Source organism: Streptomyces sp. NPDC058145 (assembly GCF_042884245.1).
Taxonomy (GTDB): domain Bacteria; phylum Actinomycetota; class Actinomycetes; order Streptomycetales; family Streptomycetaceae; genus Streptomyces.
This window is the reverse complement of record NZ_JBHVUH010000008.1, coordinates 213,231-232,884: the sequence shown is the minus strand read 5'-3', so window position 1 is coordinate 232,884 and position 19,654 is coordinate 213,231. Positions and strand designations below refer to the sequence as shown.

Here is a 19,654-nt window from a genome sequence, read left to right as displayed (position 1 = left end):
CCCTCACCCTTGCAGGCGAGGAGGCGGCTGTCAGGCGGCCGTCGCGAGGTGACCCGTACGGGGTCCCCCGCCCTGGCTCAGGCCAGGTCCACGTCAGGCTCCGCCTGCCAGATCACGCCGCGCGGCGATCTTCGACGACAGGCTGTAGATGTCGATGAAGCCCTTGGCCGCGGCCTGGTCGAAGGTGTCGCCGGTGTCGTAGGTGGCGAGGTTGAAGTCGTACAGCGACGACTCCGAGCGCCGGCCGGTGACGACGGCGCGGCCGCCGTGCAGGGTCATCCGGATGTCGCCGGAGACGTGCTGGTTGGCCTCGTTGATGAAGCCTTCCAGGGCGCGCTTGAGCGGGGAGAACCACTGGCCGTCGTAGACCAGCTCGCCCCAGCGCTGCTCGACCTGCCGCTTGTAGCGGGCCAGCTCGCGCTCGACGGTGACGTTCTCCAGCTCCTGGTGGGCGGTGATCAGGGCGATCGCGCCGGGCGCCTCGTACACCTCGCGGGACTTGATGCCGACCAGGCGGTCCTCGACCATGTCGATCCGGCCGATGCCCTGGGCGCCGGCCCGCTCGTTGAGCTGCTGGATGGCCTGCAGCACGCTGACGGGCTTGCCGTCGACGGCGACCGGGACGCCTTCCTTGAAGGTGATGACCACCTCGTCCGCCTCACGCTGGACGGCCGGGTTGGAGGTGTACTCGTAGATGTCCTCGATCGGGGCGTTCCAGATGTCCTCCAGGAAGCCCGTCTCGACGGCGCGCCCGAAGACGTTCTGGTCGATGGAGTACGGGGACTTCTTGGTGGTGGCGATCGGGAGCTGCTTGGCCTCGCAGAAGGCGATCGCCTTGTCCCGGGTCATCGCGTAGTCGCGGACCGGGGCGATGCACTTCAGGTCGGGGGCGAGGGCGACGATGCCGGCCTCGAAGCGGACCTGGTCGTTGCCCTTGCCGGTGCAGCCGTGGGCGACCGTGGTGGCGCCGTGCTTCTTGGCGGCGGCGACCAGGTGCTTGACGATCGTCGGCCGGGACAGGGCGGAGACCAGCGGGTAGCGGTCCATGTAGAGGGCGTTGGCCTTGATCGCCGGGAGGCAGTACTCGTCGGCGAACTCGTCCTTGGCGTCGGCGACCTCGGCCTCGACGGCACCGCACGCGAGGGCGCGCTTGCGGATGACGTCCAGGTCCTCGCCGCCCTGGCCGACGTCGACCGCAACGGCGATGACCTCGGCGCCCGTCTCCTCGGCGATCCAGCCGATGGCGACGGAGGTGTCCAGACCGCCTGAGTAGGCGAGTACGACGCGCTCGGTCACGGGTTTCTCCTCACAGTGCATTCGCTGATATGCATGAGTATGCAGAACTCCGCATGATTCGTCAATCGCCGCTCCGGCGAGCCGGAGGTTCCGGGGAGTCCTGACATCCTGTTGAACGGATGAAACCGCTTCCCCGTAATCCCCTCCGAACGCGGGCGCCGACTTCGTCGACAACGCCATCCTCGGACCCTCAAGGACGAGCGCGCCTCCGCCGTCGACCGCATCGCCATCCCCCTCGGGCGCGCCTCCACCAAGCCCACCAGCCTCGGCACCCTCGCGGCCTGCACGCTCACGAAGTGAGGTGACAGGCGGCCGCGGCCACCCCGCAGACGCCGGCCGGGGTGGCCGCGGTGGGGCGAAACCCGTACTCCGAACGACCATTGGTCAGACAGACGAAGGAGTCGCGTCGATAATCGTCCGACATGGGAAAGACCTATGAGCGCATAGACGGCAGACTCCGGACGTTCATCGAGGAGCAGCCCCTCTTCTTCACGGCCACCGCTCCCCTCTCCGGCGACGGCACGATCAACCTCTCGCCCAAGGGACTGCGCGGCTCGTTCGCGGTGCTGGACGAACTCACCGTGGCCTACCTCGACTTCGCCGGTTCCAACGCGGAGACGATCGCGCATCTGCGGGAGAACGGCCGCATCACCCTCATGTGGTGCGCCTTCCAGGGCCCGCCGAACATCGTCCGGGTCCACGGCCGGGGCGAGCCGGTCTTCCGCGACGACCCGCGCTTCGCCGGGCTGCTCGCCCGCTTCCCGGACATCGACCCGAGCGCCCACGGACTGCGCGCGATCGTCGTCGTGCGCGCCGAGCTGATCCGCGACACCTGCGGCTACGCCGTCCCCCGCATGGCGTACGAGGAGGACCGCGACCTGCACGGGAAGCGGTTCGCGCGGGAGGACAACGCCTCGCTGAGCGCGTACTTCACCAAGAAGGAGCACGTGGCGACGAGCCTGGACGGCCTACCCGGGCTGCCGTTGCCGCTCCCCCCGTCTAGCGTCTGAGCCATGCGCCCCGGTGTCGTCCTCGCCCTCGTGTCCGCGTCCGTCTGCGTGCTCGGTCTCTCCCCCGGCCACGGCACGGAGCCGTTGCCCGCGCGGATGGCGGACACCGGCGGCGGCACCCAGCTGATCACCGCGTCGGCACCGGTCACCGGCTCGACGTCGGGGACGGTGACCTGGTGGGACCTGCGGGACGGGCAGTGGGTGGAGGCCGGCTCCGCGCCCGCCCGGTTCGGGGCGAACGGGCTGGTGGAGGGAGGGGCGCGCGAGCAGGGCACGAACACCACGCCGACCGGGCTGTACGGCATCCCGTTCGGCTTCGGCATCAAGGCCGCCCCGGCCGGGACCCGCGTCGAGTACCGGCCGGTGACGGCCGCTTCCTGGTGGTGCCAGGACAACGACTCCACGTCGTACAACCGCTGGACCGAGCCGCTGCCGGCCGACTGCCGTGCCTCGCAGTCCGAGAAACTGGGCTCCTACGACCCCCAGTACGGGTACGCGCTCGTCATCGGCTTCAACTACGACCGGCCCGTGCGCGGGCGCGGCGCCGGGATCTTCCTGCACGTGAACGGCAAGGCCGCGACGGCGGGTTGTGTGTCCGTGCCCGAGGACGCGATGCGGAAGATCCTGAGCTGGGCGGATCCGGCGCGCAAGCCGCACGTCGCGATCGGGACGGCGGACGGCGCCACGGCCGTCACGCGGTACTGAGGAGCACCGTGAAGGTCGTCGATCCCGGCCCGCTCTCCAGTTCCACGCTCCCTCCGTGCGCCTCCACCACGGCCGCCACGATCGACAGCCCGAGCCCCGCGCCGCCGCCGGAGGCGTCCGCGCGGCGGCGGTGCTCTGCGCGGGTGAAGCGTTCAAAGACACCCGGCTGTACGTCCTCGGGGACGCCGGGGCCGTCGTCGTGGACGGCGAGGCGGGCCGTGCCGCCCCCGGCCGTCAGGGTCACCGTCACCTCGGTGCCCTCGGGGGTGTGCAGCCGGGCGTTGGCCAGCAGGTTGGCCAGCACCTGGTGAAGCCGGTGGGCATCGCCCGTCACCGTCACCGGTTCCTCGGGCAGGTCCAGCGTCCAGCGGTGGCCGGGGCCCGCGGCCCGGGCGTCCGTCACCGCGTCCAGCACCAGCCGGGTCAGGTCGACCGGGCGGCGCTCCAGCGGGCGGCCGGCGTCGAGGCGGGCCAGCAGAAGCAGGTCGTCGACCATCTCGCCCATGCGGGAGGACTCGGCGGCGATGCGCTCCAGGGCCCGGCTCACCTCCACCGGCACCGGGCCGGGGTGCAGCAGGGCCAGCTCGGCGTGGCCGCGGACCGAGGCGACCGGGGTGCGCAGCTCGTGGCTGGCGTCGGCGGCGAAGCGGCGCAGCCGCTCCTCGCTGGCGTGCCGTTTGGTCAGGGCACCCTCGACATGGCCCAGCATGCGGTCGAAGGCGGCCGCCACCCGACCCACCTCGCTGCGCGGGTCGGACACCGGGGCGCGGGGCGGCAGGGCGACCTCACCGCTGGCGAGCGGGAGCTCGCTGACCCGGGTGGCGGTGGCCGCGACCCGGCTGAGCGGGCGCAGCGACCAGCGGACCCAGAGCGCCCCGGCCACGCCGGTGATCACGAGGGCGAGGCCGAAGACGATGCCCGCCACCCGTTCCAGGCGGTGGACGGTGGCCTCGACGGGCTCCAGCGGGAGGCCGACGATCAGGACGTCCCCGTCCCGGCCCGAGGAGGCGATGACCCGGTAGTCGTGCAGGGCGGACAGCTCGACGGTGTGGGGGCGGCCGTCGGCCGGTACCCGGGCGAGCCGCTGCTGGTCTTCGGCCGTCAGGTCGACGTTCAGGTCGGCGGACGGGTCGCCGGAGCGGATGAGGCCCTTGTTGGTGACCTTGCCGTCCAGCAGGCGGGCGCCGAAGGTTCCGGTGGCCTGACGGCGGGTGTCGCCGTGCTCGTCGCCGTCGTGGTCCGGGAGCGGCGCGTTGTGCTCCATGCTCTCCGGGAACCGCGTGCCGACCTGGACGAGCTGTTCGTCCAGGCGCTGGGTCAGGAAGCCGTTCAGCTCGACGACCGCGGCGAGTCCCACGGCCGCGCAGCTCACCGCGAGCAGGACCACGAGGCCGACGGTGAGCCGGGCGCGCAACGTGCGGGGGCGGGGCAGACGGCGTACGGCCCTCACCGGGTCACCGGCTTCAGCACGTAGCCCGCCCCGCGCACCGTGTGGATCATGGGTTCGCGGCTCGCGTCCACCTTCTTGCGCAGGTAGGAGATGTACAGCTCGACCACATGGGCCCGGCCGCCGAAGTCGTAGGACCAGACCCGGTCGAGGATCTGGGCCTTGCTGAGCACCCGGCGCGGGTTGCGCATGAGGAAGCGCAGCAGCTCGAACTCGGTCGGGGAGAGTTCGATCAGCTCCCCGGACCGGGTCACCTCGCGGGCCTCCTCGTCCATGACCAGGTCGCCCACGACCAGCCGGGGCCCGTCCTCCAGCTGGCGGGCCATGCCGGCCCGGCGCAGCAGGCCGCGCAGCCGGGCGACGACCTCCTCGAGGCTGAAGGGCTTGGTGACGTAGTCGTCGCCGCCCGCGGTGATGCCGGCGATGCGGTCCTCGACCGCGTCGCGGGCGGTGAGGAACAGCACGCAGACCTCGGGCTTGACCTCGTGCAGACGCCGCAGCACGGCGAAGCCGTCGGTGTCGGGCAGCATCACGTCGAGGACGACGGCGTCGGGCAGCAGCTCGCGCGCGGCACTGACCGCCGAGGCCCCGTCGCCGGCCGCGCGCACCTCCCAGCCCTCGTAGCGCAGGGCACCGGTCAGCACCTCCGCGAGGTCGGGATCGTCGTCGACGACGAGGACGCGCAGCGGGGTGCCGTCGGGTCGGGTGAGGGCGGGGCGGCCGGAGCGAGTGGTGTTCATGGCGTCTACCAGCATCGCGCGTACGGCGCCCGGCGGGCCTCCGGGGGAGCTGTGAGTTTGCTCTGAGTCGGCCGGATCCCGGGCCGCTCAGAGCTTCCTCAGAGCTTGTCCACGCACAGTGGCCTGGCACGACGACCGAAGGGACGGCACTCGATGACCACCGTGGAAATGGGACGGGCGGCGCCATCCAGGCCCCGGACCGCTCGGCGCTCCCCCGCGGGGCCCGTGCTGGCCGTGCTGTGGGCGGGGGCCGCGGGCGTGGTCGCCCTGTGGTGGACCGGTACCGGGTCCGTGGTCGGCACGGCCGGCTGGCTGACCGGGGCCGGGCGGATCGCCGGACTGCTGTGCGGGTACGCCTGCGCGGTGCTGGTCGGGCTGATGGCCCGGGTGCCGCTGCTGGAGGTGCGGATCGGCTCGGACCGGGTGGCGCGCTGGCACGCGATGGCCGGCCGCTACACGATCTGCCTGCTGCTCGCGCACGTGGGGTTCATCCTCGCCGGGTACGCGGCGCAGGACCGGGCCTCGCTGTGGCACGAGACGGTGACGGTGGTCCTGGACTACCCGGACATGCTGAAGGCGACCGCCGGCACGGTGATCCTCCTCGCGGTCGGCATCACCTCGGCACGGGCCGCGCGACGCCGCACGAGTTACGAGTTCTGGTACTACGTCCATCTGCTGACGTACGCGGCCGTGTTCCTGGCCTTCTTCCACCAGCTGACGCTGGGCGACCAGTTCAACGGCAGGCCGGTGGCCACCGCTCTCTGGTACGCGCTGTACCTCGGGGTGGCGGCCCTGGTGGTGTGGTTCCGGCTCCTCGCGCCCGTGCGGCTCAACCGGCGGCACCGGCTGCGGGTGGACTCGGTGCACCAGGAGGCGCCGGGCGTGTACTCGGTCGTCGTGCGGGGCCGGTACCTGGACGAACTGGGTGCGCGGCCGGGGCAGTTCTTCCGCTGGCGGTTCCTGGGCGAGGGCATGGGCTGGACGTCCACGCCGTACTCGCTGTCGGCGCCGCCGCGCCCGGACCTGCTGCGGATCACGGTCAAGGCGCTCGGCGACCACAGCGCGGCCGTGCCGCTGCTGCGGCCGGGCACCCGGGTTTGGGCGGAGGGCCCGTACGGCTCCCTGACCGCCGACCGGGCCACCTCGCACCGCTCCCTGCTGATCGCCGCCGGCGTCGGCATCACCCCGCTGCGGGCGCTGTTCGAGACGCTGCCCGGCGAGGTCACCCTGCTGTACCGGGCCCGCGGTGCCGAGGACCTGGCACTGGGCGGCGAGCTGGAGGCGATCGCCCGCTGGCGCGGTGCCCGGGTGCTGTACGCGCTCAACGGGCCGCACGGGCAGCGCCCGAACATCACGGCCGAGTCGCTGCGGTCGACGTTCCCGGACCTGGCCGGGCACGACGTCTACATATGCGGCCCGCACGGCTTCGCGCAGGACGTGTACCGGGCGCTGCGGGCGGCCCGGGTGCCGGACCGCCGTATCCACCACGAGTCGTTCGAGCTGTGAGGCTGCTTCCGTGCACGCGTTGAACAAGAACCGCCCCTTCCGCCGCATCGTGCTGGCGAGCGCGGCCACCGTCTCCGGGATGGTGCTGCTGCTGTCGCTGAAGCCGCACGCGGGCCCGGCGCTCGCCGCCGGCACCCCCGCGCCGGCGCCGACGAGCAGCAGTTCCAGTGCCTCCCCGGGGACGACGAAGGCGCCCTCCACCGGGACCAGAACGGTCACCGGTGACTCCGTCCAGACCCGCTGGGGCCCCGTCCAGGTGCGGGTGACGATCAAGAGCGGCAAGCTCACCGACGTCACCGCGGTCGCCTACCCGACGGAGAACCCTCGCGACCAGGAGATCAACAGTTACGCCGTCCCCCAGTTGCGGCGCGAGGCGCTGAACGCGCAGAGCGCGCAGATCGACTCGGTCTCGGGAGCCACGTACACCAGCGACGGTTACCGCCAGTCGCTGCAGTCCGCGCTGGACTCGGCGGGGCTCTGAACACTCGGCGCGCCCGGCACGTATCTCTGGGCCAAGGGTCAAGTCCCCACGGAGGAACCGTGACCACCACGCTCGCAGGCGGACGTGCCGCCCGCCGCCAGACGATGCGCCGCATCCGCCCGCGCCGCTCCCCGGCCGTTCCGCTGCTGATCGCGGTCTGGGCGGGCGCGGCGGCCGTGCTGTGGCTCTGGTGGCACAACACCCCGGCCATCGCGGACAACAACGGCAGGGTCCTGAACGCGGGCCGGATCACCGGTCTGCTGGCCGGCTATCTGATGGCGCTCGTCGTGCTCCAGATGGCGCGCGTACCGGCGCTGGAGCGGCGGGTCGGCTCCGACCGGGTGGCCCGCTGGCACGCGATGAGCGGCCGTTACACGCTCTGCCTGATCGTCGCGCACGTCTTCCTCACCATGTGGGGGTACGCGCTGCAGGCGGGCAGATCGCTCGGCGACGTGGTCCAGCAGACCGTAGACTCCGTCAACCAGCTGCCGGACATGGGCAAGGCCGCCATCGGCACGGGTCTGTTCGTGCTGATCGGGGTCAGCTCGGTGGGCGGGATCCGCCGCCGGCTGCCGTACGACGCCTGGTACCACGTGCATCTGCTGACGTACGCGGCGGTGTTCCTGACGTTCTGGCACCAGATCAGCACCGGCAACGACTTCGCGGTCGAGCCGGTCGCCAAGACCTTCTGGTACGGGCTGTACGGCGCCGTCACGGCGCTGGTGCTCTGGTACCGGATCCTCACCCCGGTCCGGCTCAACGTCCGTCACCGGATGCGCGTGGAGGCGGTGATCGAGGAGACGCCGGGCATCGTGTCGGTGCTGATCGGCGGGCGGAGGCTGCACCGGATGGGCGCGGAGGCGGGGCAGTTCTTCCGCTGGCGGTTCCTGGCCCCCGGGATGCGGTTCAGCTCGCACCCGTACTCGCTGTCGGCGGCGCCCCGGCCCGACATGCTGCGGATCACGGTGAAGGCGATCGGCGACCACAGCTCCCGGCTGCGCGAGCTGGTGCCCGGCACCCGGGTGTGGGCGGAGGGCCCGTACGGGGCGCTCACCGCGCAGCGGCGCAGCCGGGGCAAGGTGTTGCTGGTGGCGGGCGGGGTCGGCATCACGCCGATGCGGGCGCTGTTCGAGACGCTGCCCGGGGCGGCCGGTGACATCACCCTGCTCTACCGGGCCAACACCACCCAGGACCTGGCACTGTGGGACGAGTTGGCCGCGATCGCCGAGGAACGGGGCGCCCGCCTGATGTACGCGGTCAACAGCCCGGACGGTGAGCGGCCGGACATCTCCGCGGAGAACCTCCAGCGGAAGATCCCGGACGTCGACCACCACGACGTCTTCATGTGCGGGCCGCCCGGGTTCGCGCAGTCCGTGTACGAGGCACTGCGCGGCGCGGGAGTCCCCGCGCGCCGTATCCACCACGAGTCGTTCGAGATGTGAGCGGGAGCTGCGAAGCGATGAGGAAGAGCCACCCCATTCGGCGCGTCGTGCTGGCCACCGCGGCCACCGTGTCCGGAGTCGTGCTGCTGCTGTCGCTGAAGCCCGCGTCGGACCCGGCCGCGGCGCCGGCGGCCGGCGCGGCCTCGCAGGCGGGCGCGGCCGCGCAGCAGGCGCCGCAGGGCGGCGGCGCGGCGGCGGGCACCGTCACCGGTGACGCGGCGCAGACCCAGTACGGGGCCGTGCAGGTGCGGTTGACCGTCGCGGACGGGAAGATCACCAAGGCGGAGGCGGTGCAGGCGCCCAAGGGCGGGGTCAGCGACCAGAAGACCGCCCTCGCCGTACCCAAGCTCAACCAGGAGGCCGTGGCCGCCGGGAACGCCGACATCGACGCGGTGTCCGGGGCGACGTACACGAGCGCGGGGTACAAGAAGTCGCTGCAGTCGGCGCTGGACAAGGTGAAGGCGTCGTCGTCCAGGGGCGGTGCCGGCTCGGGTTCCGGGTCCGGCTCGGGTTCCCGCTCGGGTTCGGGTTCCGGTTCCTCGGGTGCCTCGGGGTCCGCGCAGGCCCGGACCGTCACCGGCCGGGTCGCGCAGACGCAGTACGGCCCGGTTCAGGTCAGGATCACGGTCAGCGGGGGCAGGATCACCCAGGCGCAGGCGGTGCAGGCGCCCAAGGGCGGGGTCAGCGACCAGAAGACCGCGCTCGCCGTACCCAAGCTCAACCAGGAGGCCGTGGCCGCCGGGAACGCCGGCATCGACGCGGTGTCCGGGGCCACGTACACGAGCACCGGCTACAAGCAGTCGCTGCAGTCGGCGCTCGACCAGGCCGGTGGCTGACCCGATGACCGAACCGGCCGACGCCCCCGCCGTGGTGCGGCACGCGGAGGAGGTCATGGGGACCGTCTTCTCCTTCGACGTCCGCGGCGGCCGGCCCGAGGCGGTACGCGAGGCGCTGGCCGGGGCGGTCGCGGCACTGCACCGGGCCGACGCCCTGTTCTCCACCTACCGCGAGGACAGCGAGCTGTCCCGGCTGGCCCGGGGCGAGCTGACCGTGGCGCGGTGCGCGCCCGAGATGGCCGAGGTGCTGGAGCTGGCGGCCGAGGCGGAGCGGGTCAGCGAGGGCTGGTTCAGCCCCCGGTACCAGGGCGAACTGGACCCGACCGGGATCGTGAAGGGCTGGGCGGCGGAACGGGCCGCCCGGCTGCTCGCGGCGGTGGACGGGGTGTGCGGGGTCAGCGTGAACGGCGGCGGCGACGTCCAGATGCTGGGCGCGCCGGAGCCGCAGCGGCCGTGGCGGGTGGGAGTGGCCGACCCGCTCCGGCCGGGTGGGCTGGCCGCGGTGGTCTCGGCGGCGGGCGTGGACGAGCTGTCCGTGGCCACGTCCGGTACGGCGGAGCGGGGCGCGCACATCGTGGATCCGCGCACGTGCCGCCCGGCGGTCACCGACCTGGTCTCGGTGACGGTGGTGGGGCCGCGGTTGACCTGGGTGGACTGCTGGGCCACGGCCGCGTTCGCGATGGGGTCGCGGGCGGGTCTGGCGTGGCTGGAGTCGCTGCCGGACATCGAGGCGCTGCTCATCACGGCGGGGGACGAGGTGCGGTGCACCGGGGGGTTGGCGACCCGGCTGGGCTGAACAGGATTGAAGAAGTTTCGACCTTTTCGACTGAAACGCCATCTATCTTCCGCCTCGGGACGTATCCAGAGTGGAGCAAGTTTCAGGAGGAACGAATATGTCCATCTTCAGCAGCCTGATGCCTGCCAACCGCCGGGACCACGGCGACGGCTCGGGACACGGCGACGGGTCGGGATTCGGGCACAACAACGACGGTCGCGGTAACAACAGCTTCGGAGGCCACAACCACGGCAACCGCCACGGCAACAGCGGCGGCCACGGCCACGGTCACGGCGGCCACGGCGGCCACGGCGGTTACTGATCACCACCTGCGGGCTGAGCGGACCGGATCCAGACGGACCCGGTCCGCTCCGCCGGTCCCTGAGGATTGCGTGACATGGCGAAGGTCCTGCGGCGTCTGCTGTCGCTCGGCGAGTCCTCGGACGCCGTGGTCGCGGCCGCGCCCCCGGTGCCCCCGCGCGAGGTCTTCCGGAGATTCTGGCCATACACCCGGGGTGGCCGCCGCTGGCTGATCCCCATCGTCGTCTTCAGCCTGGTCGGTCCCGCCGTCGACGCGGCGGAGATCTGGCTCTTCAAGATCGTCATCGACGATGTGCTGGTCCCCCGGGACCTGGGGCCGTTCGTGTGGATCGCCCCGACCTACCTGGGACTCATCTTCTGCTCCGGCGTCCTCGCGTTCGCCGACGACGTGACCTCGACCTGGGTCGGGGAACGCTTCCTGCTCTCGTTGCGCAGCGATGTCTTCCGGCACGTCCAGGGGTTGTCGCTCGGCTTCTTCGAACGCCGGCGGCTCGGGGACGTGCTGTCCCGGGTGACCGGCGACGTCGACGCGGTCGAGACGTTCCTGCTCTCCGGGGTGGCGGACGCCCTGTACTACGTGGTCCGCCTCGGTGTCTTCCTCGGCCTGCTGTTCTCCCTGGCCTGGGACCTGACCCTGCTGGCCCTGGTCATCGTGCCGGTGTTCTGGGCCGCCGCCCGGCACTTCTCCCGGCTGAGCAAGGAGGCGGCACGCGAGCGCAGGCGGCGCAGCGGCTCGCTCAGCGCGATCGCCGAGGAGTCGCTGGGCAACGTGGCGCTGGTGCAGGCGTACAACCGCCAGGGCTGGGAGGAGCACCGCTTCCACCGGGAGAACCTCGGCAGGTTCCGGGCGGTGATGGCCTCGACGCGGATCCGCGCCGTCTACCGCCCCATCGTGGAGCTCATCGAGGTGTCCGGCGGCCTCGCGGTGATGGGACTCGGTACCTGGAAGCTGGCCCAGGGGCAGCTCACACTGGGCGGGCTGATGGTCTTCCTCGCCCTGATCAGCAAGCTGTACAGCCCGGTGCGCGGCCTGTCCCAGCTCGGGACCACCTTCTACGCGGCCTCCGCCTCCGCCGAACGGATCATCGAACTGCTGGACCAGCGACCTCAGGTGGCCGAGGCGCCGCAGGCCAGGCGGACCGGGCGGGCACGCGGGGACGTGCAGTTCGACGCCGTCTGGTTCCGCTACCCAGGCGCCTCGTCCTGGGCCCTGTCGGGGGTGTCCTTCCATGCGGCACCCGGGGAGACGCTGGCGCTGGTGGGAGCCAGCGGGGCCGGCAAGTCGACGGTCGCGAAACTGCAGCTGCGCTTCTACGACCCCGAGCGGGGGTCCGTACTCCTGGACGGGACCGACCTGCGGGAGCTGCGGCTGGCCGACGTGCGCGAGAGCGTGTCGGTGGTGCTGCAGGAGACCCTCGTCTTCCACGGCACCGTGCGGGAGAACATCGCCTATGGCCGGCCGGACGCCTCGGAGGCGGACATCGTCGACGCGGCGCGCGCCGCGCAGGCCCACGAGTTCGTCGAACGGCTCCCGGAGGGCTACGACACGCTGGTCGGTCAGCGCGGCCGGACGCTGTCCGGCGGACAGTGCCAGCGGCTGGCGATCGCCCGCGCCATGATCAGGGACGCGCCGGTACTGCTGCTGGACGAGCCGACCACCGGGCTCGACGCCCGGTCCGGGCGGCGGATCATGGACCCGCTGCGCCGGCTCATGGCCGGACGGACGACCATCGTCATCTCCCACAACCTGCTGACCGTCCGCGACGCCACCCGCATCGTGGTGCTCGACCACGGCCGGGTCGTGGAGGACGGCACCCACGACGAACTGGTCGGGCGCGACGGGGCGTACGCCCGCCAGTACCGGCTCAGCGCGGCGCCCGGGCCTCCGGCCGAAAGGCAGGTGCTGTCGTGACCGTCTCCACCGCCGAGGCACCCCCCTTCGCGCCGGGCACGGTACCGGCCCCGGGCTACGAGGTGCTGGCGCATCTGGCGCGCACCGGCTGGCTCGACGTGTACGACGCCTGGAGCGAGGAACGGGCCTGCCGCTGTGTGGTCAAGGCGCTGCGTCCGGACCACCGGGGCGAGGAGGGACCGGCCGAGCGGCTGCTGCGGGAGGGCAGGTGGCTGAGCCGCTTCACCCATCCGCACCTGGTGCGCGGCTACGAGACCTTCGAGGCGCCCGAACCGCTGGTCGTCCTGGAGACCCTGACCGGCGAGACGCTGGACCACCTCGTGCACCGGCTGCGGCGCCGGCCGGCCGCCACCGACGTGGCGCTGCTCGGCACCCAGCTGTGCTCCGCGGTGCACTATCTGCACCGGCAGGGCCTGCTGCACCTGGACATCAAGCCGTCCAATGTGGTGGTCGAGCGCGGGCACACGAAGGTGCTGGACCTGAGCCTCGCGCGGCCGCCCGGCCCCGCGCCCACCGGGATCGGCACCTGCTGCTACCTCTCGCCGGAACAGGCCCGCGGCGAACCGCTCACGGCCGCCGCCGACGTGTGGGGCATAGGCATCACCCTGTTCGAGGTCGCCTGCGGCGAGCTGCCCTCCGGCGACCACGAGCCGTGCACCGAAACGGGCGACCGGTTCCCCCGGTCGCAGGAGAGCGCCCCACCGGTCGCCTCCCGCCGGCGCCTGCCGGCCGCCCTCGCCGCCGCCGTCGACGCCTGCCTGCGCTCCGCACCACCGGCCCGGCCCACGCTCACCGAACTGGCCGCCGCCCTCGGTTCGGTCCGGCCCAGCACCCGGCGCCGCCGCGGCTGATACCCGAACGGGCGCCCTCGTTCAAGCCTCTCCGGTGCGGACCTGGCCGGTCTGCAGCGGGGCCTTGGCGAGGACGGTGCCGTCCGGGGAGGTCAGGCGGGCGCCCGACACCGCGGCGGCATCGACGGAAGCCGCCACGCCCCAGGCGCCGCGCCCCTCGTGCATCGGGAACTCGCCGAGCCGGACCGTCGTGCCGTCGGGGCGCTCCAGGAGACAGGTGACCTTGCCGTCGTACGCGGTGCCGGGGCCCGTCAGGTCGACGGACATGAACACCCAGCCGGGGCTCCCGGGGTGGGCGTAGACCTCGCCGGCGGGCCGCGACCCGGCCGAGGTCAGATCGCCGACCAGCATGGTCTCGGCCCCGGCGGGCGCCGCGGGCGAGGCCGTGACCTCCTCGATGGCGGTGCCGATCCCCCAGCCGGCGAACCCGAAGGCGACGGCGAACGCGACCGCCACCGAGGCGAACCGGAGCCGGACCCGCCGGGCGCGGCCGCGCAGCCCCGCACGAAGTGGCGCACGTGTGCGCGGGCGCCGCTCGTACGCCGTCGCGTCCTGGGTCAGGGCGCGCGCCACCCGGGTCTCGAAGCCGAGCGGCGGCTCGCGGTCCGGCAGCAGCTCGATCAGCCGGTCGCCCAGGAGGGTCAGGTGCTCGACGTACTCGCGGCACTCCGCGCAGCGGTCCAGGTGCGCCACGGCCGCGGCGCGCTCGCGGCCGTCGAGCACGCCCAGCGCCAACTCGGCGCCGAACTCCCGCAGTCTCCCGCAGGTCACCTCACTGGACATGGTCGCCTCGCTTCGGAGCCGCGAGGGTGGTCCGCAGTTTGCCCATGGCCGCCCTGATCCGCGTCTTGGCGGTGCCCAGCGGGATCTTCTCCCAGTCGGCGATCTGCTGGGCCGTCATTCCGTAGACACCCGCCATCACCAGGGCACGCGCCTGTTCCCGCGGCAGCCGCGCCAGAGCGGCCCGGAGCTGGGACGAGGCCTCGTCGGCCAGCGCCCACCGCTCGGGGGTCTCGGTGACGACGCCCAGGAGCGCCTCGAGGTCCTCGGGCGCCAGCGCCTGCGTCCTCCGGGCGCGGACGGCGTCGATGGCGAGGTTGTGCGCGATGGTCGTCAGCCAGGTCGTGACCGACCCGCGGCGCGAGTCGTAGATCTGCGCATGACGCCACGCGCGCTCGAACGTCTGCTGGGCGATGTCCTCGGCGAGCTGCGGATCACCGGTGACGGCCATAGCGACACCGAAGACCCTGTGCTGGAACCTCCGTACGAAGGCGACGGCGAGTTCCTGGTCACCGGTGGACAGCCCGGACAGCAGAGCCTCGTCCGGAAGGCGGTCCACCGGTGTCCCGTAACCCGACACACCTCTGTATACGGTCGGCCGACGCCTGGGGATTGCGCCCCGGCTCCGGAAGATCACACGGCCATTGTCCGCCGGTCGGCCGGGACCCGCACGCGGGTCACTGCCCGTTCTGCGCCAGCCGCAGCAAATGGTCCGCGAGGGCCTGCCCGCCGTCCGGATTCCGGCTGATCAGCAGCAGTGTGTCGTCGCCCGCGATGGTGCCGAGGATGTCGTGCAGCTCGGCCTGGTCGATCGCGGAGGCGAGGAACTGGGCCGCGCCCGGGGGGGTGCGCAGCACCACGAGGTTGGCGGAGGCCTCGGCGGAGATCAGCAGCTCCTGGGAGAGCCGCCGCATCCGCTCCTCCTTCGCCGACTCCCCCAGCGGGGCGCGCGGGGTGCGGAATCCGCCCTCGCTGGGCACCGCGTAGATCAGGTCGCCGTCGTTGTTGCGGATCTTCACCGCGTTCAGCTCGTCGAGGTCCCGGGAGAGCGTCGCCTGCGTGACGCTCAGCCCGTCGTCGGCGAGCAGCTTCGCGAGCTGGCTCTGGGACCGCACCGGCTGCCGGTTGAGGATGTCCACGATCCGGCGGTGGCGTGCGGTGCGGGTCTGCGGGACGGCGGGTCCGGCACCCGCCGCCTGCTCGTGGTCCTGCGCCTGGCTCATCGTCGTCTCATTCCCCGGATCGTCCGTCCCCGTCGGCTGCGTCGAGGATGCCGGGCAGTGCCCGCAGCAAGGCGCCCGTCTCGTCGTCGCGCAGGTTCAGCGGCGGCATGAGCCGTACGACGTCGGGAGCGGGCGCGTTCACCAGGAACCCGGCCTCCTGGGCCGCCTGCTGCACCTGTGGCGCGTGCGGCCCGGTGAGCACGATACCCAGGAGCAGGCCCGCACCCCGGACATAATCGATCAACGGGTGGCCCAGCGCCTCGATTCCGTCGCGCAGCCTCTCGCTCTGCCGCTTGACGTTCTCCAGCAGTCCCTCGTCCGCGATGGTGTCCAGGACGGCGAGTCCGGCGGCGCAGGCGACCGGGTTGCCGCCGAAGGTGGTGCCGTGCTGACCGGGCTGGAGCAGCTCGGCGGCGCGCCCGAAGGCCACGGTGGCGCCGAGCGGCAGCCCGCCGCCGAGCCCCTTGGCGAGCGTGACGACGTCCGGCAGGACGCCTTCGTGGGCCTGGTACTCGAACCAGTTGCCGGTCCGGCCGACGCCGGTCTGCACCTCGTCCAGCACCAGCAGGGCGCCGGTGGCGGCGGTGATGGCGCGGGCCGCCTTGAGGTAGCCGGCCGGGGGCACCACGACCCCGTTCTCGCCCTGGATGGGCTCGATGACGACGAGGGCCGTCTCCTCCGTCACCGCCGCGGCCAGCGCCTGCGCGTCGCCGTACGGGACGTGGGTGACGTCGCCGGGCAGCGGCAGGAACGGCTCCTGCTTGCCGGGCTGGCCGGTGAGCGCGAGGGCGCCCATCGTCCGTCCGTGGAAGCCGCCCTGGGTGGCGACCATGTGGGTCCGCCCGGTGAGCCGGCCGATCTTGAAGGCGCCCTCGTTGGCCTCGGCCCCCGAGTTGCAGAAGTAGACCTTGCCGTCCCGGCCGAAGAGCTGCAGCAGGCGCTCGGCGAGGGCGACCGGCGGCTCGGCGACGAACAGGTTGGAGACATGGCCGAGGGAGCCGATCTGCCGGCTGACGGCCTCCACCACGGCCGGGTGGGCGTGACCGAGCGCGTTGACCGCGATGCCGCCGACGAAGTCGAGGTACTCCTTGCCGTCGGCGTCCCACAGCCGGGCGCCCGCACCGCGTACGAGGGGCAGCCGCGGGGTGCCGTAGTTGTTCATGAGTGCGCCCTGCCACCGCGCGGTCAGCTCCTGGTTGCCCGTCATGACTGCTCCCCCTGCGTCTCGTCGGGCACGACCATCGTGCCGATGCCCTCGTCGGTGAAGATCTCCAGCAGGATCGAGTGCTGCACCCGGCCGTCGATGACGCGGGCGGTGCGCACGCCGCCCCGCACGGCGTGCAGGCAGCCCTCCATCTTCGGGACCATGCCGGCGGACAGGTCCGGCAGCAGCTTCTCCAGCTGGGAGGCGGTGAGGCGGCTGATCACCTCGTCGGAGTTCGGCCAGTCCTCATAGAGGCCCTCGACGTCCGTGAGGACCATGAGGGTCTCGGCCCCCAGTGCCGCAGCGAGTGCCGCAGCCGCCGTATCAGCATTGACGTTGTAGACATGTCCGTCATCCTGTGACCTGGCGATCGAGGACACGACCGGGATGCGGCCGTCGGCGAGCAGTGCCTCGATGGCGCCGGTGTCGATCTGGGTGATCTCGCCGACCCGCCCGATGTCGACCAGCTCGCCGTCGATCTCGGGCTGGTGCTTGGTGGCGGTGATGGTGTGGGCGTCCTCGCCGGTCAGGCCGACGGCGAGTGGGCCGTGCTGGTTGAGCAGGCCGACCAGCTCGCGCTGCACCTGCCCGGCGAGCACCATCCGTACGACGTCCATGGCGTCCTCGGTGGTGACCCGGAGGCCGGCCTTGAACTCGCTGACGATGCCGTGCCGGTCGAGGGCGGCGCTGATCTGCGGACCACCGCCGTGCACCACGACCGGCTTGAGGCCGGCGTGCCGCAGGAAGACGACGTCCTGGGCGAAGGCGGCCTTCAGGTCCTCGTCCACCATGGCGTTGCCGCCGAACTTGATGACGACGGTCCTGCCGTGGTGCCGGGTCAGCCAGGGCAGCGCCTCGATGAGGATCTGGGCCTTGGGCAGTGCCGTGTGTTTCCGCGTCGTGGTCATGAGGAGTAGGCGCTGTTCTCGTGGACGTAGTCGGCGGTCAGGTCGTTGGTCCAGATGGTCGCGGTCTCGCCGCCGGCGGCGAGGTCGGCGACGATGTGCACCTCGCGGTAGCGCATGTCGACCAGCTCGCGGTCCTCGCCCACGGAACCGTTCTCGCAGACCCGGACGCCGTTGATGGCGACGTTCAGCCGGTCGGGCTCGAAGGCGGCCTTCGTGGTGCCGATGGCGGACAGGACGCGGCCCCAGTTGGGGTCCTCGCCGTGGAGGGCGCACTTGAGGAGGTTGTTGCGGGCGATGGAGCGGCCGACCTCGACGGCGTCGTCCTCCGTCGCGGCGCCCACCACCTCGATCTTGATGTCCTTGCTCGCGCCCTCGGCGTCGCCGATGAGCTGCCGGCCGAGGTCGTCGCAGACCTGCCGGACGGCCTCGGCGAACTCGTCGTACCCGGGGGTGATGCCGGAGGAGCCGGAGGCGAGCAGCAGCACGGTGTCGTTGGTGGACATGCAGCCGTCGGAGTCGACACGGTCGAAGGTGACCCGGGTCGCGGTGCGCAGGGCCTTGTCCAGCACCTCGCTGCCGAGGTCGGCGTCCGTGGTGAGGACGACCAGCATGGTGGCGAGGCCCGGCGCGAGCATGCCCGCGCCCTTGGCCATGCCGCCGACGGTCCAGCCTTCCCTGGTGACCACCGACGTCTTGTGAACGGTGTCGGTGGTCTTGATGGCGATGGCGGCCCTCTCGCCGCCGTGCTCGCTCAGGGCGCCGGCGGCCGCCTCCACTCCCCTCAGGAGCCTGTCCATCGGAAGCGGCACGCCGATGAGCCCGGTGGAGCAGACGGCGACCTCGATGGCGCCCCGGCCGAGCACCTCGGCCGCCTTCTCGGCGGTGGCATGGGTGTCCTGGAAGCCCTTGGGGCCCGTACAGGCATTGGCTCCGCCGGAGTTCAGCACCACGGCCGACACCTGGCCGCTCTTGAGGACCTGCTCGGACCACAGCACCGGGGCGGCCTTCACGCGGTTGGAGGTGAAGACGCCGGCGGCGGCACGGCGGGGCCCCTCGTTGACCACGAGGGCCAGGTCCGGGTTGCCGTTCTCCTTGATCCCGGCGGCGATGCCGGCCGCCGTGAATCCCTTGGCTGCCGTGACGCTCACGGTGCGACTCCGATCGTGGAAAGTCCCGTGGTCTCGGGGAGACCCAGGGCGATGTTCATGCTCTGCAGGGCACCGCCCGCGGTGCCCTTGGTCAGGTTGTCGATGGCGCTGATCGCGATGACGCGGCCCGCGGCGGCGTCGTACGCGACCTGCACCTGCACCGCGTTGGAGCCGTACACGGACGCCGTGGCCGGCCACTGCCCCTCGGGGAGCAGATGGACGAAGGGCTCGTCGGCGTAGGCCTTCTCGTAGGCGGCGCGGACGGACCCCGCCGTGACCCCGCCGACGGCCCTGGCGCTGCACGTGGCGAGGATGCCGCGCGGCATCGGCGCGAGGGTGGGGGTGAAGGAGACCGAGATCCGCTCCCCCGCCACCCCGCTGAGGTTCTGGATCATCTCGGGGGTGTGCCGGTGACCGCCGCCGACGCCGTACGGCGTCATGGAGCCCATGACCTCGCTGCCGAGCAGGTGCGGCTTGGGCGCCTTGCCCGCGCCGGAGGTGCCGGACGCGGCGACGACCACCGCCTCGGGCTCGGCGAGGTGGGCCGCGTAGGCCGGGTACAGGGCGAGGGAGACGGCGGTCGGGTAGCAACCGGGTACCGCGATGCGCTTGGACCCCTCCAGCGCGGCGCGGGCACCCGGCAGTTCGGGGAGGCCGTAGGGCCAGGTGCCGGCGTGCGGGGAGCCGTAGAACCGCTCCCAGTCGGCCGGGTCCTCCAGCCGGAAGTCGGCGCCCATGTCGACCACGAGGACGTCCGGGCCGAGCCGCTCGGCGACGGCGGCGGACTGCCCGTGGGGCAGTGCCAGGAAGACGACGTCGTGCCCGGCGAGGTTCTCCGGCGTGGTCTCGGCCAGCACCCGGTCGGCCAGCGGCAGCAGGTGCGGCTGGAGCGCGCCGAGCCGCCGGCCGGCGTTGGAGCTTCCGGTCAGGGCACCGATCTCGACCTCGGGGTGCGCGAGGAGCAGCCGCAGGACCTCACCGCCCGCGTATCCGCTCGCTCCGGCCACCGCCGCACGTACCGCCATGTCCACCCTCCTCTGGATGGCATGACTATACGTATCGCTGCACG

Annotated in this window: 20 protein-coding genes; 10 read left to right on the top strand and 10 right to left on the bottom strand. The window is 72.4% G+C overall.

Going from position 1 to position 19,654, the window contains the following annotated elements; translation table 11 throughout:
- Positions 1-93: 93 nt before the first annotated feature.
- Positions 94-1,296 (bottom strand): argininosuccinate synthase, encoded by a 1,203-nt coding sequence (locus ACFVVO_RS20010; RefSeq protein WP_390056609.1) that lies wholly within the window; start codon positions 1,294-1,296, stop codon positions 94-96.
- Positions 1,297-1,718: 422 nt separating this feature from the next.
- Here ACFVVO_RS20010 and ACFVVO_RS20005 point away from each other — a divergent pair, with 422 nt between their 5' ends.
- Together ACFVVO_RS20005 and ACFVVO_RS20000 are read left to right on the top strand one after the other, a co-directional pair.
- Positions 1,719-2,306 (top strand): pyridoxamine 5'-phosphate oxidase family protein, encoded by a 588-nt coding sequence (locus tag ACFVVO_RS20005; protein ID WP_390056607.1) that lies wholly within the window; start codon positions 1,719-1,721, stop codon positions 2,304-2,306.
- A 3-nt stretch (positions 2,307-2,309) separates the two neighbouring features.
- The gene (locus ACFVVO_RS20000; RefSeq protein ID WP_390056605.1) at positions 2,310-3,011 is read left to right on the top strand and encodes a L,D-transpeptidase; all 702 of its coding nucleotides are present in this window, start codon (positions 2,310-2,312) and stop codon (positions 3,009-3,011) included.
- Here the strand turns inward: ACFVVO_RS20000 and ACFVVO_RS19995 are convergent.
- Both ACFVVO_RS19995 and ACFVVO_RS19990 read right to left on the bottom strand, forming a co-directional pair.
- Positions 2,998-4,461, bottom strand: a complete 1,464-nt coding sequence (locus ACFVVO_RS19995) for a sensor histidine kinase (protein WP_390056603.1) — start codon at positions 4,459-4,461, stop codon at positions 2,998-3,000. The genes ACFVVO_RS20000 and ACFVVO_RS19995 overlap by 14 nt on opposite strands.
- The gene (locus ACFVVO_RS19990; protein WP_390056601.1) at positions 4,458-5,198 is read right to left on the bottom strand and encodes a response regulator transcription factor; all 741 of its coding nucleotides are present in this window, start codon (positions 5,196-5,198) and stop codon (positions 4,458-4,460) included. Before ACFVVO_RS19990 ends, ACFVVO_RS19995 begins: the two co-directional genes overlap by 4 nt.
- Before the next feature lie 153 nt (positions 5,199-5,351).
- Between ACFVVO_RS19990 and ACFVVO_RS19985 the strand changes: the two genes are divergently transcribed.
- The 8 genes from ACFVVO_RS19985 (at position 5,352) to ACFVVO_RS19950 (ending at position 13,322) form a co-directional block, all read left to right on the top strand.
- Complete coding sequence (locus tag ACFVVO_RS19985; RefSeq protein WP_390056599.1) at positions 5,352-6,704, top strand: ferric reductase-like transmembrane domain-containing protein; 1,353 nt, start codon at positions 5,352-5,354, stop codon at positions 6,702-6,704.
- A gap of 10 nt (positions 6,705-6,714) precedes the next feature.
- Positions 6,715-7,185, top strand: coding sequence for an FMN-binding protein (locus ACFVVO_RS19980; RefSeq protein ID WP_390056597.1), 471 nt, complete (start codon positions 6,715-6,717; stop codon positions 7,183-7,185).
- A gap of 59 nt (positions 7,186-7,244) precedes the next feature.
- The gene (locus tag ACFVVO_RS19975) at positions 7,245-8,627 is read left to right on the top strand and encodes a ferric reductase-like transmembrane domain-containing protein (RefSeq protein ID WP_390056596.1); all 1,383 of its coding nucleotides are present in this window, start codon (positions 7,245-7,247) and stop codon (positions 8,625-8,627) included.
- A gap of 17 nt (positions 8,628-8,644) precedes the next feature.
- Positions 8,645-9,463 carry an FMN-binding protein gene (locus ACFVVO_RS19970; protein WP_390056594.1) on the top strand — a complete coding sequence of 273 codons (819 nt, stop codon included), beginning with the start codon at positions 8,645-8,647 and terminating at the stop codon, positions 9,461-9,463.
- A 4-nt stretch (positions 9,464-9,467) separates the two neighbouring features.
- Positions 9,468-10,259, top strand: a complete 792-nt coding sequence (locus ACFVVO_RS19965) for an FAD:protein FMN transferase (RefSeq protein WP_390056592.1) — start codon at positions 9,468-9,470, stop codon at positions 10,257-10,259.
- 97 nt (positions 10,260-10,356) lie between these two features.
- Positions 10,357-10,560: a hypothetical protein gene (locus tag ACFVVO_RS19960; protein ID WP_390056590.1), complete on the top strand. Its 204-nt coding sequence runs from the start codon at positions 10,357-10,359 to the stop codon at positions 10,558-10,560.
- 75 nt (positions 10,561-10,635) lie between these two features.
- Positions 10,636-12,471: an ABC transporter ATP-binding protein gene (locus tag ACFVVO_RS19955; protein ID WP_390056589.1), complete on the top strand. Its 1,836-nt coding sequence runs from the start codon at positions 10,636-10,638 to the stop codon at positions 12,469-12,471.
- Positions 12,468-13,322, top strand: a complete 855-nt coding sequence (locus ACFVVO_RS19950; protein WP_390056587.1) for a serine/threonine-protein kinase — start codon at positions 12,468-12,470, stop codon at positions 13,320-13,322. The genes ACFVVO_RS19955 and ACFVVO_RS19950 overlap by 4 nt, the downstream gene beginning before the upstream one ends.
- Positions 13,323-13,343: 21 nt before the next feature.
- On the opposite strand, the gene ACFVVO_RS19945 is transcribed toward ACFVVO_RS19950, so the two are convergent.
- From ACFVVO_RS19945 to argC, 7 genes are all read right to left on the bottom strand, one after another.
- Positions 13,344-14,105, bottom strand: a complete 762-nt coding sequence (locus tag ACFVVO_RS19945; protein WP_390056586.1) for a hypothetical protein — start codon at positions 14,103-14,105, stop codon at positions 13,344-13,346.
- A complete protein-coding gene (locus ACFVVO_RS19940) occupies positions 14,095-14,682 on the bottom strand; it encodes an RNA polymerase sigma factor (RefSeq protein WP_390056585.1) in 588 nt (195 codons plus the stop codon). The genes ACFVVO_RS19945 and ACFVVO_RS19940 overlap by 11 nt, the downstream gene beginning before the upstream one ends.
- A gap of 97 nt (positions 14,683-14,779) precedes the next feature.
- Positions 14,780-15,325: an arginine repressor gene (locus ACFVVO_RS19935; protein WP_383024142.1), complete on the bottom strand. Its 546-nt coding sequence runs from the start codon at positions 15,323-15,325 to the stop codon at positions 14,780-14,782.
- Between the two features lie 7 nt (positions 15,326-15,332).
- Positions 15,333-16,532 carry an acetylornithine transaminase gene (locus ACFVVO_RS19930; RefSeq protein ID WP_390056584.1) on the bottom strand — a complete coding sequence of 400 codons (1,200 nt, stop codon included), beginning with the start codon at positions 16,530-16,532 and terminating at the stop codon, positions 15,333-15,335.
- Positions 16,529-17,437, bottom strand: coding sequence for an acetylglutamate kinase (argB, locus tag ACFVVO_RS19925; protein ID WP_390056583.1), 909 nt, complete (start codon positions 17,435-17,437; stop codon positions 16,529-16,531). Before argB ends, ACFVVO_RS19930 begins: the two co-directional genes overlap by 4 nt.
- Positions 17,434-18,585 (bottom strand): bifunctional glutamate N-acetyltransferase/amino-acid acetyltransferase ArgJ, encoded by a 1,152-nt coding sequence (gene argJ, locus ACFVVO_RS19920; protein ID WP_390056581.1) that lies wholly within the window; start codon positions 18,583-18,585, stop codon positions 17,434-17,436. The genes argB and argJ overlap by 4 nt, the downstream gene beginning before the upstream one ends.
- Positions 18,582-19,610 (bottom strand): N-acetyl-gamma-glutamyl-phosphate reductase, encoded by a 1,029-nt coding sequence (gene argC, locus ACFVVO_RS19915; protein ID WP_390056579.1) that lies wholly within the window; start codon positions 19,608-19,610, stop codon positions 18,582-18,584. Before argC ends, argJ begins: the two co-directional genes overlap by 4 nt.
- Between the last annotated feature and the right edge of the window lie 44 nt (positions 19,611-19,654).